Genomic DNA, 19219 nt, shown 5'->3' with positions numbered 1-19219 from the left:
AATACTACTAAAGATGGAGTGATACATCAAGTGAAAGCAGTTATTACAGGAATTACTGGATTACGGAACCGGGGTGTGGAAGCAATGGTTGTTACTACCATTGAGCAGCTACGCCAACTTCAGCCAAAGCTGGCTATGAGTATTCTCACAGAAACGCTTGATTATGATGAAGTTAGGTTGCAACAGTACAACATAGATTTGATCAGCGATGGTTCCTTAAGACCACTTCATAAACTTCAACGCTGGCGGAACAATTTATCTCAGTTTTATAAGCCCATAGCACCTGCCTACAAAGATATGTTGCGATTGCTGGATGGTGCATCCGTGGCGATCGCATCTGGTGGCGATATATTTAGTTCTGATTATGGTGTCAACTTTCTCAAAAGGCAGCTCCAACCCCTAGAATATGCTTTAGATGCTGGTGTGCCTGTAGTATTCCTGGCTCAATCTATTGGGCCTTTTAAAACTCAAGCAGAAGCAGAAATTTGGCTGAATGTTGCTCGTCGCTCCAAGTTAGTGACTGTCAGAGAAGGATTCTCTTATAAATATGTAACCAAAGACTTAGGTCTGTCTTCAGATATAGTTAAACACACAGCTGATCCAGCATTTTTGCTCCCGCCAGCACCGCCAGAAATTGTTGCTAACTTGCGGAAATTGTACAACATCAATCCAGACCGTCCCTTAGTTGCACTCGGAATTAGTCAAGGTATTTGTCGCTATACTCGCACTGACTACGAGCAACACATCAAAGTTTGGTGTCAAGTAATCAAGATGATTCTTGATGAATTTGGAGCGCAGGTAATACTGATTCCCCATGTACATGATTACCGTCCTCACAATGACGATCGCATCCTCGCCGGACAATTGCAGAGATTATTAAACTTCGATCCTCGTGTCCAGTTAGCTGGTGCTGAACATACAGCCTCAGAATTTAAAGGTTTGATCAGTACTTGCGATTTAGTTGTGTCTGAGAGAATGCACGCTGCGATCGCCGGCTTATCAAGTGGTGTTTGTACCTTACCCATAGGTTACTCTGTCAAAGCCGAAGGTATTATGACCGATTTACTAGGTGCAGAAATGGTTCACCAAGGATTACTGATATCTGCTCAACAGTTTCTCGATATTGATACAGCTTGCAACACAATTCGTAGTGCTTGGCAGCAACGCCAGCAAGTATCTGCTCATTTAAACTCAGTTTTACCCGAAATCAAACAAAGAACAGCAACTAATTTTGACTTAATCGCACAGATATTAGCTTAATTATGCAGTAAACCTTCATCATTGCAGGCACATCAAGATGAAAGAATTGGAGCCAAAACAAGTTCCGCTTGTGGGTGTGATCATACCCTTGTACAACAAAGGTAAGTATATCGCTAGAGCGATCGACTCCGTACTAGGGCAAACATATCAAAACTTTGAAATTATCGTTGTGAATGATGGCTCTACAGATAATAGCCCAGATATTGTCAGCAATTATCCTGATTCCCGCATCCACATCATTCACCAAATGAATAGCGGCCCTGGTGCAGCACGTAACAGAGGTATCACAGAAAGCAAGGCTCCCTTTCTCTCATTTCTTGATGCTGATGATGAGTGGCTACCAGAATTCTTGGAGAAGTCCATAGAACATCTTCAAAAACACCCTGAGTGTTTGCTGAGTGTGAGTGGACATTTTCGGGGTGAAGAACGTACAAGTTGGCAAGAACATCTTCCCCATTTTCTGACAACAGAAGGTGTATGGCGACTACCAACTGATATGAAACCGCAATTAGTGAAATCCGCGATCGACTTCTTCCACTCTGGAGCAGTCTTATGTTCACGACAGATCGTCGAACAATTTGGTGGTTTTTATAGTAAAGATCGCTGCACTTATGGTGAAGACTCTTATTTATGGATACAAGCAGCATTAAATTACCAAATTTATTTAGACCCCACCCCACTTATGTGGCATCACACAGAAGCATCTGAACTTGGGCAAGGGCGTAAGGGAGTAAGACCACCTTGGCCCAAGCTTACAGACCCAGAACCTATCAGAAATAACTGTCCCCCAGAATATCGTTCTCTTCTGGAGCATTGTTTAGCATATTACGCATTACTAGCAGCTTATCGTCATGTTTATGTCGGTGATACTCAAACTGTCAAAGCTCTATTAGAGAGTTTTCCTATGAGCAAAACTTTCTATCCAAATTATATTAAATTAAAAATTCGTTTAACCTTCATAGAACTATTCAACAAATTTTGGAAACTCAGGACTTGGTTAAATCAGACAAAAATAGCATCTTAAAAATTGCCAACAAGTGCAAAATTTAAAACAATTATTTACAAAAATATTAATTAAACATGAAATCTATATTTTTACCACGAACAAATGATGATAATCCCTACCAAAAAGAGCTAATTAATCACCTCAATACATTAGATATTCAAGCAGATTTTCCTCATCCTTCATCTTCAACAACTTTCTTTTTACCAGCAGTATTGTTTCCTCAAAAAGCAAATATATTACACTTACATTGGCTTCATCCATTTTTCGCAGGCTCCAATTTTTTAGAAAAATCTATAAAATTATCATTTTTTATTTTAGAATTAATTATCTTAAAACTGCTAAGAATAAAAATTATTTGGACTGTACATAATCTCAAAAACCATGAAAATAAAAACTTAGCTTTAGATACTTTATGTAGTTATTTAGTGGCTAAATTGACTGATGCGATTATTGCTCATTGTGACTCAGCAAAAGAAGAAGTTATCAAAAGTTTTTCCCTGAAAGATAATCAAGATAAAGTATTTGTAGTCCCGCATGGTAACTATATCAACTGTTACGATAACAATATCCAAAAAACTCTAGCCCGCAAAAGCTTAAATATAGATGATTCTGCTGTGGTTTTCCTATTCCTAGGGATGATTAGACCCTACAAAGGAGTCTTGGAACTAATAGATACATTTAAACAACTGCATCATGATGCAAGTCAACTAGTGATTGCAGGTAAAGTATATCAAAATAGTCCAGAAATGACAGATCTGCTTTTACAGAGGATTGATAACGATCCAAAAATCAAATTTATACCAGGATTCATCCCTTCTGAGAAACTTCAAATCTATCTGAATGCTTCTGATGTAGTTGTGTTTCCCTATCGAGATATTCTCACTTCAGGTGCTGTAATGTTAGCAATGTCTTTTGGTCGAGCCTGTATTGCACCCCGCAAAGGGTGTATTGCAGAAGTGTTAGATAATTCTGGAGCATTTTTATATGACATTGATGATGAGTATGGTTTAATTCAAGCTATGAAATCAGCATTAGAACAACACACTCAACTATCAACTATGGGTCAATATAATCGCCAACTAGCAGAAAAATATGATTGGCTAAACATTGCCAAAATAACGAGCAATGTATATCAATCTTGTATGTAAAAATCTCATTAAAATCCAGAGCTAATTATACTAGAATCTAAAAATCATGAATCCATCTATTCAAGAACAACCAACTGTTAGTGTAATAGTTCCAACATTTAATAGAGCTAATTTTTTACCAAGAGCAATTTCCAGTATTCTCCAACAGACTTTTACTAATTTTGAACTGATTATTGTTGATGATGGCTCTACAGATAATACTGCTGAAGTAGTTAAAGAATTTACAGACCCACGAATTAAATATTTACCTTTAGGTAAGAATTATGGAGGTAGCTATGCACGTAATCAAGGCATTAAAGCAGCTGACACAGAATTCATCGCATTTTTAGACAGTGATGATGAATGGTTACCTGAGAAGTTAGAGTTACAGGTAAAACGGGTAAAAGAAAGTGATGATCCTCTGGCAACTGTTGTTTATTGCCTAGGTTATGAATGTGTAGAGGGACAAAAGAAAATACCCAGTTTACATCTTTATGAAGGAGATGTTTTTGATGATTTATTGAGAGGTTGGCTACCTCCTACCACTTCACTATTTATGGTGAAACGTTCTGCCTTACTAGAAGTTAATGGCTTTGATGAAAGTTTACCGAGTTTTCAAGACTATGATTTATGGTTGAGTCTAGCAGCTGCCAATAACCATTTTTTAGTGGTCGATAAACCACTAATTATTAGATATTTTCATCCACAGCAGATTGGAGGTAATTTGCAAGCTAAATTGGAGGGATTAAGAATTTTCAAAAATAAGTGGGGGAAAGTTATAAAACAACGGACGGGAGCGATTAATTATCATCGTGTTATAGGAGTAAGAACATCCATAGTCCAATTACTTCGAGTAAATAAAGAACTTGATAAAGGAAATAAAATTACTGCCCTTTTCTATATTCTTGCCTTACTAAAATTCCTTCCCTGGTCTGGAGAACTTTTCGCTAAGGGAATTATAAGAGTAATTTTTGGAGCTAAAGTTTACAAATTATTATTTGAGTTGAAATATGCTTTATTTTACAGGAATCAAAATAAAAGTTCTACAGCGATATAGTTCTAGAGCCAGCACAAAAACAGTATGTCTAAGCCAAATGTAGTTATTTTCTGTGGACGTATTCTCCCTCTTTCCGAAACATTTATCCGCGCTCAAGGAGAAGGACTAAAAAATTTTGAACCTTATTATGTGGGTTCTCGTTTTGTCAAAGGATTATCTCTACCTTCAGAACGCACGTTAGTAGTTAATGAAGGTGGAAGTTTTGGAGCTTTCCAAGAGGTATTGTTTAAAGTCACAGGAATAGCACCAAAAGTCAGGAAAAAAGTAAAACAGCTAAATCCTGTTTTACTTCATGCTCATTTTGGCGTTTGTGGAGCTTTAGCTCTTCCTTTAGTACAGTCTTTAAATCTACCTATGATTGTTACCTTTCATGGACTTGATGCTACCATGAAGGATGAATATGCTAGAAAAAATTCTATCAGTACTCGTGTTTATCTCAAACGGCGAGAATTACTTAAACAACAGGCTAATTTATTTATTACGGTATCGAAATTTTTGAAAGCGGAACTTGTTCAGCAAGGTTTTCCTTCAGAAAAAATATTAGTGCATTATATAGGTGTAGATACAGAAATTTTTCAACCTCAGCCAATAACTAATCGAGAGCCAATAGTTCTTTTTGTTGGACGGCTAGTTGAGAAGAAAGGCTGTGAGTATTTAATAAAAGCGATGGAGAGAGTACAAGCAGAAAATCCTGAAATAGCTTTGGTAGTGATTGGTGATGGACCTCTCCGCAATTCTTTAGAAAATTTAGCTAAGTCCTTACTCAAAAACTATCGTTTTCTAGGCTCCCAACCACCAGAGGTTGTAAAACATTGGATGCAAATAGCCAAAATATTTTGTGTTCCTAGTATTAGAGCAGAGTCTGGTGATTGCGAAAGTTTTGGTATAGTGTTTGCTGAGGCTCAAGCAATGGGTTTACCAGTAGTTAGCTTTGCTAGTGGTGGAATTCCTGAAGTAGTAGCACATCAAGAGACTGGTTTTTTAGCACCTGAACGAGATGTTCAAACTCTTGCTGAGTATGTTTTACAGCTATTTAATGATAGTGTTCTCTGGCAAAGCTTTAGTCAAAATGGCCGACAACGAGTAGAAAATATGTTTAATCTTCATAAGCAAACGCAGATTTTAGAAGAAAAATACCAAATGCTCCTCAATAATCAGATGTAAATAACTTAGATTTTGAGCAAAATGATAATGATGTAAGTCTTTTAGACTAGCTAAATTTTTATTTAAAGTATTCAACAAACATAGAAAAAGTAAAATTATTTATGGATGATACTTCACAATTAGCAATTCTCGTAAATAGTACCGACAGTTTTGAAGATTGCTGGCAACCATTCTTTACTCTTTTTGCAAAGTATTGGTCTAATTGTCCTCACCCTATAATACTGAATACTGAAACTAAAGTATTTAGCTATCCTGGGTTAAATATACAATGTTCTCAAGTTGGTGTAAATGATGATAGTGGCACAAGACCGAGTTGGAGCGATTGCTTAATTCGTTGTCTTGATAAGATTAATTCTCAGTACATTCTTTATGTACAAGATGATTATTTCTTGAACGATTATGTCAATACAACTATTCTCTATGATTTTCTCGAAATTATGGAATGTGAAGGATATTCCCACATTCGGTTAAGAGAAACTCTGGGAATTGGCCCATACAAACCATCATCCAAATATCCGTTATTATGGGAAATTCCGCAAAGAGCTAACTATCGGATTGGTTTACAAGCCGGGTTGTGGGTCAAGGATAGACTCAAATTTTATCTTGAGCCGAATGAAACAGGATGGGAGTTTGAACGCTGGGGTAGCATCAGAGCCAGGAAAATTAAAGATTCATTTTTCTGTCAAAATCTTGACTATTTTAATGGGCAAGAAAAATATATTTTTCCTTATTATCCTACTGGAATTGTTCAAGGTAAATGGTTAGAGGCGGCTGTGGTTGATTTGTTCAAACAAAATCATATAGAAGTAGATTATTCTATTCGAGGGTTTTATCAATTAAATCAAAAACAAAAGCTGATACAGCTATTGAAAAACCAGTCACGAAAATTATTAATGCGATACATACCATAAGCCTGCATAAGTATTTTAAGAAATGAAAAATATGAAAATTTTAGTTTCTGCCTATGCCTGTAGACCAAAGATGGGGTCTGAACCTGGAGTTGGTTGGAATATGGTTCAAGAACTAGCTCACAAATGTGAGGCTGTATGGGTAATTACACGTCAAGATAATCAACCCAGCATTGAAGCTGAACTATCAAGAATACCAGTTCCAGGGTTAAAGTTTGTGTATCATGACTTACCTGCTTGGGCTAGATGGTGGAACCGAGGACAAACAGCCTTGTATTTTCATTACTATTTTTGGCAAATAGGTGCATATTTTCAAGCCAGGAAACTACATCAGCAAATTAATTTTAATTTGGTACATCATGTTACCTACGGTCGATATTGTTTTCCTAGCTTTTTATCATTACTTCCTATACCGTTTGTTTGGGGGCCATTGGGAGGAGGTGAAGTAGCACCGAAGTCATTTTGGCGTGATTTTCATTGGAGTGGCAAAGTTTATGAAAGTTTGCGAGAAGTCAGCCGTTGGATAGGTGAACGCGACCCTTTTGTGAAAATGACTGCTAAAAGAAGTGCTGTAGCAATAGTTTGCACATCAGAAACAGCCGATTGTGTAAGTGCATTAGGTACAAAACGTATTGAGAAGATATTGGGACAAACAGGTGTTAATCAGCAAGATATAGCTCAATTCGAGCAATATAATGTTTCGCAATTCCAAGCTCCTATAAGATTTATCAGTATGGGGCGTTTACTGCATTGGAAAGGATTTCATCTTGGGTTACGTGCCTTTGCAGCAGCTAACTTAGAAAACGGGGAATACTGGATTATTGGCGAAGGCCCGGAACGTCAAAGATTAGAAGCTTTGGCTAATAAACTAGGAATTGCTGAAAAGGTCAAATTTTTAGGAAGTCGGCCTCGTGAAGAAGCACTAAGGATATTGGGAGAATCTTGTGCTTTAATTCATCCTAGTTTGCATGATTTTTCGCCTACGGTTTGCATCGAAGCAATGGCAGCCAGTAGACCTGTAATCTGTTTGAATTTAGGAGGCCCAGCTTTTCAGATTACGGAGCAAACTGGTTTTAAAATTATTGGTAATAACCCTGAAGATGCGGTTAACGGTATGGCAGAGGCAATAGTTCGTCTGGCTAAAGATCCAGAACTCAGAGCCAAGATGGGACAAGCAGGTCAAAAGCGGGTGAGTGAGTTATACAACTGGGAAATTAAAGCAAATTCTTTAGTGGCACTTTATGAAGATATTTTGAATTGCCAACAGTCTCTATTATCACAAAGTGTAATTCAGACCAAAGAAAATAACGCTCAGGTTATTTAATTAATCATTATCCCATTCAAAATTTCCTCAATGCACATTCTAAGCATTCATAACAATTATCAAATTCGTGGTGGCGAAGATGAATCTCGTGAGGCTGAAGAAAAACTCTTACGGGAAATGGGTCATGAAGTTGATGTTTATCAAGAACATAATGACCGAGTGGGATCTATTGGTGCGGTACCGATGGCGTTGCGCTCTATTTGGTCTCAAGAATCTTACAACATAGTCAAACAAAAACTTCAGCATTCAAAATGTGACATTGTTCATATTCAGAATTTTTTCCCCTTAATTTCTCCTTCTGTTCACTATGCGGCTAAATCAGAAGGAGTAGCTGTTGTGCAAACTTTGCGTAATTATCGCCTGTTGTGTCCCAATGGCTTATTTTTTCGGGATGGTTTAGTCTGCGAAGATTGTATGGGGAAGTTTATTCCCTATCCTGGTGTTTGGCATGGTTGCTATCGGGACAACCGTCCAGCAACGATCGCAGTAGCAACTATGTTAACAGCTCATCGCGCTATGAATACTTGGCTGGAAATGGTAGATGTTTATATTGCTTTAACTGAGTTTGCCCGACAAAAATTTATTAGCGGAGGTTTCCCAGCCGAAAAAATTGTCGTCAAGCCTAACTTTGTACATCCTGATCCTGGTGTGGGAGATGGTTCTGGTGGTTATGCTCTTTTTGTGGGTAGATTATCTTCCGAGAAAGGGTTAGATACTTTACTAGCAGCTTGGAACTATTTGGAAGGGAAAGTTCCTTTGAAGATTATCGGGGAAGGGCCTTTAGCAGCGAAAGTGGTGGAATTAGTCAAACGATTACCCAAGGTAGAATGGCTAGGACGTAGACCAATATCTGAAGTGCATAAATTGATGGGAGAAGCCATGTTTTTAGTGTTTCCTTCCAAGTGGTATGAAACTTTTGGTCGAGTCGCAGTTGAGGCGTTTGCAAAAGGTACGCCCGTAATTGCTGCTAATATTGGAGCGATCGCAGAATTAGTAGACTCTGGCCGTACTGGATTGCTGTTCTCACCAGGAAACCCCGAAGATTTAGCAACGAAAGTGCAGTGGGCGGTTGCAAATCAAGAAAAACTAGCTCAAATGCGTCAAGAGGCTAGGCAGGAATTTGAATCTAAGTACACAGCGCAACAGAACTATAACCGAATGATGGAAATTTATGAATTAGCTACTCATCACCGATTGTTAAAACTTTAATTAATTTAAATTATAAAAAAATCACCATTATTTTCATACGACATAAAAGTATTTGCATTGCCTTGAACAATATATTTGCCCTAAAACGTATATTTGAATCCTTTTAATTTTCTAAAACCAACCAATAATATCTCAATTAGCTTATGCTCGATGAAACAAGTATTTATCTTAAAAATGATACAGAAAAATCCTCCATAGCTGATAAGTTTCTCAACTGGTATAGTTGGGTGCTATTGGGATATGCCTTGTGTGGGCGAGGATTTTCGTACTTTGGAGTTGCGCCTGCTTATATCGGGGAAATTACTCTTATTTTTGGATTGTTTGCTTTAAGCATCAACAAGTCAATTCCAAAACTGCTCAAACTTCCCCAAGCTTGGTTTTTAATTATATTTATGGTGTGGTGTTGTCTCAATACCATTCCGTACTTTCCCATATATGGCTTAGATGCCATAAGGGATGCAGCCTTATGGTACTACATATTTTTTGCCCTAATCGTTGCCACCTTACTAATTAGTAAGCCACAGCGATTTTTATTTATGGTTGCTCAGTATGAGCGATTTTGTAGGATTTTTATTCTTCTAATTCCATTTTTATGGTTGATTGCTAGAACAATACCATTACCTAGTTTACCGGGTGCAGGAGCTAGAATTATTTCTCCTAAAACAGCAGATACAATGACTCATTTGTCTGGTATTATTGCTTTTTTTATTGGGTCTAACTTACTAGATTTCCACGCATTGTTATTCACCTTCATGTTTTTTGTCAACTTGGGTATAGTAGTTATAAATTCAAACCGTTCAGGAACACTTGCCTTTCTCAATGCTTTTTTTGTAGTTGGACTTGCCAAGTATAAAAGTAGTAAAATTTGGCGCATCTTAACTATCACCATTTTGATTATTCTATTAGCTTTAATTGTAAATCCAGAGATTTTTGAACCATTACTTAAGAAAGTATTAAGTATTTTCGTTGACAATAATGAAAGACAAGGTTCAAAAGAATATCGCTTAGAATGGTGGACTTATCTTGTTAAAAGTACTTTTTCCGATTATTTTTGGACTGGTCGAGGATTTGGTTTTAACTTGGGAGCTGGTACCGGTTTTGACCCAGTAGGTGGTGGTGTTGTGCGTAGTCCACACAATGGTCATATTACAGTGCTTTCTCGTACTGGTGTTCCTGGTTTTGTTCTTTGGCTAATAATTCAATTAGGTTGGGCTGGAAGCATACTATCGAAATATTTACAGTGCAGGAAAAAGGGACAGACAAAATGGTCTGGTATATTTTTAACTTTACTTACTTATTGGGTAGCAAGTATGACTGTTACATCATTTGAAGTAATTATTGAAGGCCCAACAGGGGGCATTTGGTTATGGACAATGTATGGTATTGGTTTAGCTGCAATACAAATATACAAACGTTATCCACAGCTTTTTGATGCAGAAGCTGAATAAATATTCTATACAAATTAATAATTATGAAAATTCTGATTTCTGCATACGCCTGTGAACCAGGCCAAGGTTCTGAACCAGGTGTAGGTTGGAATTTTGCTCAACAAGTGAGCAAATATCATCAGATTTGGGTTTTAACTTCTCACTGTCACCGCCTCGCCATTGAAGCAGAATTAGCACGCAAGCCACTATCTAATCTCAACTTTATTTATTTAGATCCTTTTGGTTTAATGATAGATTGGAACCAGAAAGGAAAATCCACTCAAAAGTGGGTTTATCTTCACTACTATTTATGGCAAATTACGGCTTACTTTGTTAGCAGAACGCTTCATCAGCAAATTTGCTTTGACATTGTGCATCATATCACTTACGTCAAATATAATAGTCCGTCTTTTCTTTGTTTTTTACCCATTCCTTTTATCTGGGGGCCTGTGGGTGGAGGAGAATTAACTCCCAAAAATTTTTTGTCAGGTTTAAACTTTCAAAGCAAAATATATGAGTTACTGAGAAATATAGCTTGCTTAATTGGAGATTGTGATCCTTTTGTCCGCTTAACAGCACGACGCAGTGTTGCCGCTTGGGCTACAACTGAGGATACAGCTAAAAAGTTACGATGTTTAGGGGCAAAAAATGTTCAAGTATATTCTCAGCTTGGTATATCTCAAGAAGAATTAGTGAATTATGCAAAAACATCTCCATCCCATCAATCTATTATTTTCAGGTTTATCAGCGTAGGTAGATTATTGCATTGGAAAGGATTTCATTTAGGATTATTAGCATTTGCCAAAGCAAATATATCTAATTCTGAGTATTGGGTTGTAGGAGAAGGATCTGAGCGAAAAAACTTGGAAAAGCTCACCCAAGAACTAGGTATTGAAAAACAAGTCAAATTTTGGGGTAGTTTGTCTCGTGAGCAAACCTTAAGTAAAATAAAAGACTCTCATGTATTAGTTCACCCAAGTTTGCATGATTCTGGGGGATTAGTCTGTTTAGAAGCGATGTCACTAGGTTTACCAGTCATTTGCTTAAATCTAGGAGGGCCAGCACTTCAAATTACTGAAGCAACTGGTTTTAAAATCCTAGCAAATACACCAGAACAAGCTGTCAAAGACATTGCTCAAGCAATGATGCGTTTGGTTGCAGATGCAAAATTAAGATCAAACATGGGCGAGGCTGGACAAAAGAGAGTTAGAGAGGTGTTTAGTTGGGAATTTAAAGCATTATTTTTTGCTCAATCTTATAAACAAATTTGTGTACAGGAAAAACTAGCAAATTTTCCCTAACTGCTGTTTGTTTTATAGAATATTCATATATAAATAAAGTTCAAATAAATATTTATCAGTGTATCCCTCATCCCCAAAATCTGACTCTTTAACTTAATAGTATGAGTTCATATCCACCAGTTCAGAAAAAAGCATGAAGCTGTTAATCTTACACAATCGCTATCGATTAACCGGTGGTGAAGATAAAGTAGTTCAGATTGAAAAAAATCTGTTAGAGGCTAATGGGCATGATGTGATTTTACTGGAAGAAAACAACCTGAATATAGTAAATGTGTGGGATACACTAGCAGCAGCAGGAGGAGCAATATATTCACTTCCATCTAAACAATTAGTTCAAGCAGAGATAATACGTTTTTCTCCTGATATAGTTCATGTACATAATTTTTTTCCGTTACTATCACCTGCTGTATATGACGCTTGTTATGCTGCTGGAGTACCTGTCATCCAAACACTGCACAATTATCGCCTAGCTTGTCCTAAAGCAATGCCATTTCGAGATGGCAAAATCTGTGAAGATTGTATTGGTAGATTAATACCTTGGTCTAGCGTTGTACATAGCTGTTATCGTAACTCTCATCTTCAAAGTTCTGTGGTTGCAGCAATGACTACATGGCATAAATTAACAGGTACTTGGCATAAGAAAGTAAATGCTTATATTGTTTTGACTCAATTTCAAAAAGAAAAAATGATTCAAGCTGGACTCCCAGCAGATAAAATTTATATTAAACCAAATTTTGTTTTTCAGCCAAATAAGTTAGATTCACATATTCAACGTGATAATTACTTACTATTTGTTGGCAGACTATCAGAAGAAAAAGGAGTTTCTGTTCTAATTGATGCTTATATCAAAAATCATATATCTACACCATTAAAAATTGTCGGTGATGGGCCACTGCGTCAAGTTTTGCAGAAAAAAGTTCAAACAGCAGGCTATGCAAATCTAGTCGAATTTTTGGGATATCAAGATAAATTAGTAGTGATGAAATTAATGCAGAGAGCTAAATTTTTAGTTTTTCCTTCAATTTGGTATGAAGGTTTTCCATTAACAATAATTGAAGCATTCGCATCTAGTTTACCTGTACTAGCTTCTAAGTTAGGTAGTCTTGCAGAAATAGTAGAAGATCACCTCACTGGATTACATTTTGAAGCAGGAAATTTACAGGATTTAGCTGATAAAATAAATTGGGCAATAACCCATCCTGAAAGTATGAATATTTTTGGAGAAACTGCTTATTCTATATATGAATCTAAATATACTTCAGAAGTAAATTATCAACAATTAATGTCAATTTACAAAAATTTTACGCAAGATTTTTGATTCAAATGCTCATAAATATTTGTATAAAATTGATTATTGAAAATCAGTACGTAGGAAATTATGAAATTTTATCTTCTAAACTATTCAGATGATAGATTCAACAGAAAAGGTGGAGTTTATCGACAAAATCAGCTAAACCTGAACAAAACTGCTAGAGAACAGGGTATTAACAATATTGTTTCTTGGGAAGCTAAAGACCTTATCAAAACAGACTTTTATGCTAAACATAAAGAATATTTAGATAAACCATCTAGTGAAAATGGTTATGTTTTTAAATCATATATTATTGCTGAATTACTTAAAAAAATAGAATATGGAGATATTCTATTTTACTATGATTGTGGAACTTGGGGTATTAGACAATCTGTGCAACCCTTGATAGACTTATGTATTAGTAACAATGGTACTGTGTTCCATCAAGTGAGATTTAAAAATTCTCATTGGACTAAAAGAGATACTTTTGTTTATATGAATTGTGAGGAAGTTAAATATCATGAAGCCCGACAAATACAAGCAACATGGATGCTATTGCAAAAAAATGATTTTGTCATAAATTTTGTTAATGAGTGGCTGCAATATAATTTAGACGAGAGAATTGCCTCTCAAAGTTTACCAAATACTTGTGGTTTGCCAAATTTACCTGGATTTAAAAAACATAGAAATGATCAATCTATCATAACTAACTTAGTGATAAAATACGGTATAAAAACTTTTGAATTTGGTGATAAAGATATTAATATTTTTATTAATTTATTAAAAACTCCTGCTTTTCTACGAAAACCTAAGCATTTAATTTATAAACTAAAAAATCGTTTATCCAAGCAATGGCAATAAGTAAATAGGAACTTGCTTGAATAGTAAATTTTTAATAGTTGTGTCAATCTTTATTGACGTGTATTAGACCTCTTACACGAATGTTATAAAACACGAATTTTAAGTCTCGCGCAAAGACGCAAAGAGTAACAGAAAATTCGCTTGTTTAGTAGTCATAATCTGATTTATGCAAGATGTCTATTGTTTTGAGATTTTATTGAAGCATTAGTTATCAAGCGTACCGGTCTTAAAAAATAGTATAAAAATGATAAAAATTTTGGTAGACGTATCCAACTTTTATCTGCGATCGTTGGCACAATTAGATTTTCAAAACAATATGTGATTTTATCCCAAGGTTGTTCTATCAATTTTAGATGAAAAAGCGCAGATTTTAATTGGCTCTGTGTGGTCACATCGGCGACAGGACGAGTTAGTTGGAGAATAAATTCAGAAGTTAAATTCTTTACTAATGAGTTAATTTCTATCTCTTGTAGAATAAATTCTGGAAGTGAAGCATCTAAGATATGATGAGCAAGTGAAAGTCCTAAAAGTAGCATTATTGTCATTTTTAGTTCAATAGCTAACTGCCAAACTTTTTCCCAGTTCACATCAGTATAAGTATGAATTACTTCAGCTAAGTCGCAAACTCTATTTAAATATAACCAACAGTCTTTACTTCCTTGTGAACAGAGAATAATGATGAGATTTTCCGCAGAAAAGCTGAGTATTTGTTTACCAGCAAAATTTATTTTTATTGTGTCATTCCATATCCATTCTGAACTATAGGGTAGAGAGAATTTTTTAGATAAAACTCCTTGATGGACATCTAAGGTAACTTGCTCTTTTCGATTAATTAGATGTAGTTCCCAATGAGAACGCAAATACGCTTCTTCATCTTGACTATTGAGAGATTTAAGATAAGCGGCTTCTTGTTCATTGCTATCTGCGTATGGCTCAAATCCTTGATTGATTAAAACTTGTTTAGTTTTGAGAAAGTCCTCTTGATGCACAAGCAGATCCAAATCTCCAAAAGTTCGGCGCGATATATCGCCGTAAGCTACGGTAGCTAAAATTGGCCCTTTAAAGGGAACAACAGGAATGTTATTTTCAGTGAAAATATTTAATATATTGACCAGTTTACTAGCCATTAACAGGCTATGTTGTGTATTAAGGTAATAATATTTTTGTAGTGTACTGAAGATATTATGAGGAATAGCTTGAGACTCAATTTTACTCAGGTTAATAAATAATAGTGGTAAAACTTTGTGGTAAGCAGCAAGTTCTAGTAGATAGTCCCAATTGATTGGCTTTTGTAATAAGTTTTGGATTCTAATTAAGTTTTTTTCGTTTATACAAGTACGAGAACAACAAATTAATAGTTCTAGTTCATGAGTCAGATGATTTTCTAATAAAGTCGTGTTCATACAGTCTCAGGATTAATATGTTATGATGAATGTGAATATGTATATTAATTATATTTTATTTAGGATTGATAGAGAAAAAAATAGCTAGAATTTACTCTAGCTAAAGTGTTGATAATTGAAATGGTATTTTACAACTGGCAATTAAGTGAATGATTGGCTAACTTAGTTGTTGAGGATAACAAATGCTATTTTGTCAATCACTGACTGCGGAGAGTGATAAGATCCAAACTGTCTACTTTGGGAATAGTCACTGTTCCTTTCCGCATCACAGCAGAGCCTATATAGACATTATTAACATTGCTGTTGGAACGATATATCTTCATCTTGATGTCACCAGCTTGGGCCAGTTCTTCAATAAAGACTGTAACAGCAAACGTTTCTGCTGCACGGCCTGATTGGGCATCGCTCACTAATGTACCTTCGGGATAACCCAAGCCAGCCGGAAGAGCATAGAAAAATTTATCAGAAGTGTAATTACTGATTCCAATTCCCCAAGAACCATCGGGATTTTTGGCACTAGCTACGGTAATACGAGGCTTTTTGCCAGAACTCCAGGTCATGTCTTTTTCTAGAGAGCTATAGCTTTTTCGGAATACCGCTCCTGTATCAAAGGTGCGGGTTAGTTGTTTTAAGTAATGATATTTCTGGAACAGTTGATATTGAAACGGACTAATAGTGTAAGGAATTAACCTTGTAGAGTTATCTTCTGTATGTGATTGTGCATGTCCAATAAACCAAATCCAGTGAGTTACCCGATTGTTCATATCATTGAGGAACCGAGAAGCGGCAGAAGCAGCTTTCAGGGCATCTCCGGGTTCTTCTGGGCCATTAGTACCAACTTCTGTAATCCAATATTCTTTATCTGTTCCTTCAATTAGCGAGCTGATCCAGGGTGCGGCGGCCATGTTATAGGAATGGGTGGAAATAGCGGCTAATGCTTGCCAAGCTTCGGGGTTATTTTTGATAGCTTTAATGATGCGAACAGCTATGCTATCGGCATTTGCTAACTCTGGTGTAACTATTTTGACATCTTTTAAATTACGGTTATCCAACTCTTGGCGCAGTGCTGTAATCATCACAGGCCATTGAGAATCTTTGAATTTGATGGGAGTATCATTAGGTTCGTTTAATATGCCTGTCGCGTTAATTTTGACTCCATACTCTTGTTTCAGACGATATATGAAGTTGGCTAGAAGAGTAGCGTAATTGAATATTTCTGTATCTTTAATGTAGACACTATCTTCAGACTTCATATATGGTGGTACAGAATTAGGTGCCAATAGCAACGTAGTACATCCATTTGCTAAGGCATCAGCAATAAATCCTGACTTTACATGAGGATTTACAAATACAGCCATGTTCTCAATGCCAGGTTGAGGTGAGTATTTATTCACTTCAAACCATAGTCTGACAATCTTGAATTTGGCATCATTACACACTAATTTCTGTAGTGTATTTTTTTGTGATTGTGTGAGCTTTGCATATCTATTGCTGCCATTAACTGTTGAGCTAAATCCTAACCCCTGAAATGTTTGTCTTGCTCCTGATTTAACTGTGATGTTAATGGGAGTAATTGCTAATGCACTAGAAAATGTTTGTCCCAAAAGTGCAGCAGACGCTACTAAGGAACACAACAAAGAACTAACTTTAGTCATGAAAAAATCCTGAACTCAATAGGGAACACTAAACTCGCTCGGTTTCTCGATATCCGAGAAATTGCGTAAATAAGGCAGGAACCACAATGTGATTCAGGTTAACTTAATATTTGCGTAATTGGTACTAGAAAAAACTCGTAACTAATAGAAGAAATATAAATTATTGAGTATCATAAAAAACTCGTAATTCTACGTAAATACTAAATTTTATAATACAATCCTTAATATTCATAAATTTCTAAAGCTTTTGATATAAGGCTTTGCGTATCTTATGTGTATTTTTTATGTTAAATGTAACCTGTAGCACCAATCATGAATGTGATTATTTTTTTGGTATTTTTTTAGAAAAACTAAATCGGATGATTTCGTAAGCTGTTAGACATTAGAATTGCATAAACAGAACAAGTAAAATGCCCAATACGCAAGATTTTTTAATATTTTTTATTGGCAAACTAGATGTGGTTGAGCTAATAGCTAATTTTATTTATTGGTAGAAAATAAATTGAATAATAAGATTGGCGGAACATAGTATCAAATTTGTTGACAATTCAACTAAAGATTGATCAACTTATAATCAAATTTTTGATTTTTAACTAAGATTTGCGAATAGTAGTTTCTTGATGTTTTACCTTTGAAGTTGGCTTTACTGCTATTAAGCGATCGCCTGACTATTGCAATGTCCGTATCGCCAAACATCTGACTGCCACCAAAAACTAGTAGCAGCCAGATATTTTGCAGAAAAATTGAGTTTGCAATTTTGCGATACTCAGGCTTTAGTGTTGTTGTAGCTGGCTACTGCGGCTCGCAGATTACCTTGGTGTTCTGATAAAAGTTGATCGCCTGCTTGTTTTTCTAAACCAGTCCAGTGCATTAACAAAGCGAGTTTCACCCATTTACCACTACGTTCTAGCAGTAGACCGGCAGTTTCCCGACTTAGGCCTGTGAGGTCTTGGAGAATTCGCAAAGCCCGATCGCGGAGTTTTTGATTTGTGACAGCAACATCCACCATCCGATTACCATAAACCTTACCCAGCTTCACCATTACCCCAGTAGACAAGATGTTTAAAGTCAGCTTGGTGGCTGTACCAGCTTTTAAGCGAGTTGAACCGGCTAATACTTCTGGCCCTGTTAACAACCGAATATCAATATCAACGTCGATACTAACTTGTTCTTGCGGCACACAGGCAATAAATATGGTGACGGCTCCTCTTTGACGAGCCGCATTCAGCGCCCCATGTACAAAGGGGGTTGTTCCGCCAGCCGTAATCCCCACCACTACATCTAATTGGGTGATATGTCGTTGAGCGATCGCAGCTTCGCCATCTTGGGCTCGGTCTTCTAAATCCTCAGAACTGCGGACTAATGCGCCAGCACCACCAGCAATGATTCCCTGGACTAATTCTGGAGGTGTACAAAAAGTAGGAGGACATTCAGCTGCATCTAATACGCCTAATCTACCACTGGTGCCAGCACCGATATAAAATAAGCGCCCGCCTTGCTGTAGTCGCTCTGCTGTCTTTTCAATGGCTTGAGCTAATTCAACTTTAGCTGCGGCTACTGCGGCTACTGCTTTTTGGTCTTCTATATTAAACAGTTCTACTAATTCTAAAGAACTCAGTTGATCTAAATTTTGACTGAGAGGATTGATTTGTTCTGTAAGAAGATGCCCGCGTTCCTGCAAATCTGCCATTTTTTTGTTTCCTGCGTTATTTGTTATTTGTCATTAGTCATTTGTCAGTAAACAATGACCAATGACTCATCAGCAATAACTAACTACAATAATCCTTCTAGTTTGCGGCGAATACTGTCGAGTTCCGACTCAGAAAATTCTGTTTCTGCGGCGGGTGGAACTTGTTCTGGATAATCACTATCATTGTTGGCGGCTTCTGCTTCCCAGTCGGTTTCCTCGACGTTGAGTTCTGGGGGTATGATTAAATCACTATTTTCGGGAACGATTTCCCAGTCGTAACCAGCACTTTCGCAAAATTCCTTGATTTCTTCTGAATCGATCGCTTCGACTGTTGGTGTTGGAAAATCCTGAGCTTCTAACATCAGGGCGAAGCGCAGAGCATCGTCTTCTGACTCAAACATGAGAATTTTATTGCGATCGCCAACTCGCACTGTGTGAATCCCTTCGTTGTCTGTGTGAGCATTAAAAATTAAAACAAATATACGCATTGGTGTAATCATCTTTGAAAGCTGAAGTATGAAGTATGAAGTATGAAA

The 19219-nt window shown here is 36.6% G+C and carries 16 protein-coding genes; 12 read left to right on the top strand and 4 right to left on the bottom strand.

Annotated elements, in window-relative coordinates; all coding sequences use genetic code 11:
• Positions 1 to 30 precede the first annotated feature (30 nt).
• The 12 genes from H6G75_RS06815 (at position 31) to H6G75_RS06760 (ending at position 13935) form a co-directional block, all read left to right on the top strand.
• The gene (locus tag H6G75_RS06815; RefSeq protein ID WP_190979192.1) at positions 31 to 1260 is read left to right on the top strand and encodes a polysaccharide pyruvyl transferase family protein; all 1230 of its coding nucleotides are present in this window, start codon (positions 31 to 33) and stop codon (positions 1258 to 1260) included.
• Between the two features lie 37 nt (positions 1261 to 1297).
• Entirely contained in the window at positions 1298 to 2284 is a 987-nt protein-coding gene (locus H6G75_RS06810) for a glycosyltransferase family 2 protein (RefSeq protein ID WP_190979191.1), read from the top strand.
• A 56-nt stretch (positions 2285 to 2340) separates the two neighbouring features.
• Entirely contained in the window at positions 2341 to 3414 is a 1074-nt protein-coding gene (locus H6G75_RS06805; protein ID WP_190979190.1) for a glycosyltransferase family 4 protein, read from the top strand.
• Positions 3415 to 3460: 46 nt separating this feature from the next.
• Positions 3461 to 4450, top strand: a complete 990-nt coding sequence (locus H6G75_RS06800) for a glycosyltransferase family A protein (RefSeq protein ID WP_190979189.1) — start codon at positions 3461 to 3463, stop codon at positions 4448 to 4450.
• A gap of 24 nt (positions 4451 to 4474) precedes the next feature.
• Complete coding sequence (locus H6G75_RS06795; protein WP_190979188.1) at positions 4475 to 5614, top strand: glycosyltransferase; 1140 nt, start codon at positions 4475 to 4477, stop codon at positions 5612 to 5614.
• A 101-nt stretch (positions 5615 to 5715) separates the two neighbouring features.
• A complete protein-coding gene (locus H6G75_RS06790; RefSeq protein WP_190979187.1) occupies positions 5716 to 6525 on the top strand; it encodes a hypothetical protein in 810 nt (269 codons plus the stop codon).
• Positions 6526 to 6556: 31 nt separating this feature from the next.
• Complete coding sequence (locus H6G75_RS06785; RefSeq protein ID WP_190979186.1) at positions 6557 to 7846, top strand: glycosyltransferase family 4 protein; 1290 nt, start codon at positions 6557 to 6559, stop codon at positions 7844 to 7846.
• 30 nt (positions 7847 to 7876) lie between these two features.
• Entirely contained in the window at positions 7877 to 9055 is a 1179-nt protein-coding gene (locus tag H6G75_RS06780) for a glycosyltransferase family 4 protein (protein WP_190979185.1), read from the top strand.
• 143 nt (positions 9056 to 9198) lie between these two features.
• Positions 9199 to 10503 carry an O-antigen ligase gene (locus tag H6G75_RS06775; protein ID WP_190979184.1) on the top strand — a complete coding sequence of 435 codons (1305 nt, stop codon included), beginning with the start codon at positions 9199 to 9201 and terminating at the stop codon, positions 10501 to 10503.
• 23 nt (positions 10504 to 10526) lie between these two features.
• Positions 10527 to 11783, top strand: a complete 1257-nt coding sequence (locus H6G75_RS06770; RefSeq protein ID WP_190979183.1) for a glycosyltransferase — start codon at positions 10527 to 10529, stop codon at positions 11781 to 11783.
• A gap of 133 nt (positions 11784 to 11916) precedes the next feature.
• Entirely contained in the window at positions 11917 to 13101 is a 1185-nt protein-coding gene (locus H6G75_RS06765; protein ID WP_190979182.1) for a glycosyltransferase family 4 protein, read from the top strand.
• 60 nt (positions 13102 to 13161) lie between these two features.
• Positions 13162 to 13935 (top strand): hypothetical protein, encoded by a 774-nt coding sequence (locus tag H6G75_RS06760; RefSeq protein WP_190979181.1) that lies wholly within the window; start codon positions 13162 to 13164, stop codon positions 13933 to 13935.
• A 164-nt stretch (positions 13936 to 14099) separates the two neighbouring features.
• On the opposite strand, the gene H6G75_RS06755 is transcribed toward H6G75_RS06760, so the two are convergent.
• The 4 genes from H6G75_RS06755 to H6G75_RS06740 all read right to left on the bottom strand — a co-directional run bounded on the left by H6G75_RS06755 (position 14100) and on the right by H6G75_RS06740 (position 19183).
• Complete coding sequence (locus H6G75_RS06755) at positions 14100 to 15338, bottom strand: nucleotidyltransferase family protein (protein WP_190979180.1); 1239 nt, start codon at positions 15336 to 15338, stop codon at positions 14100 to 14102.
• Positions 15339 to 15535: 197 nt separating this feature from the next.
• Positions 15536 to 16993, bottom strand: coding sequence for a hypothetical protein (locus H6G75_RS06750; RefSeq protein ID WP_190979179.1), 1458 nt, complete (start codon positions 16991 to 16993; stop codon positions 15536 to 15538).
• A 766-nt stretch (positions 16994 to 17759) separates the two neighbouring features.
• The gene (gene murQ, locus H6G75_RS06745) at positions 17760 to 18683 is read right to left on the bottom strand and encodes an N-acetylmuramic acid 6-phosphate etherase (protein ID WP_190979178.1); all 924 of its coding nucleotides are present in this window, start codon (positions 18681 to 18683) and stop codon (positions 17760 to 17762) included.
• A gap of 83 nt (positions 18684 to 18766) precedes the next feature.
• A complete protein-coding gene (locus H6G75_RS06740; protein ID WP_190979177.1) occupies positions 18767 to 19183 on the bottom strand; it encodes a DUF3110 domain-containing protein in 417 nt (138 codons plus the stop codon).
• Between the last annotated feature and the right edge of the window lie 36 nt (positions 19184 to 19219).

The sequence above is a fragment of the Nostoc sp. FACHB-280 genome (assembly GCF_014697615.1).
Lineage (GTDB): Bacteria > Cyanobacteriota > Cyanobacteriia > Cyanobacteriales > Nostocaceae > Nostoc_B.
The sequence above is the reverse complement of the archived record's forward strand: the minus strand, read 5'-3'. Positions and strand labels throughout refer to the sequence as shown.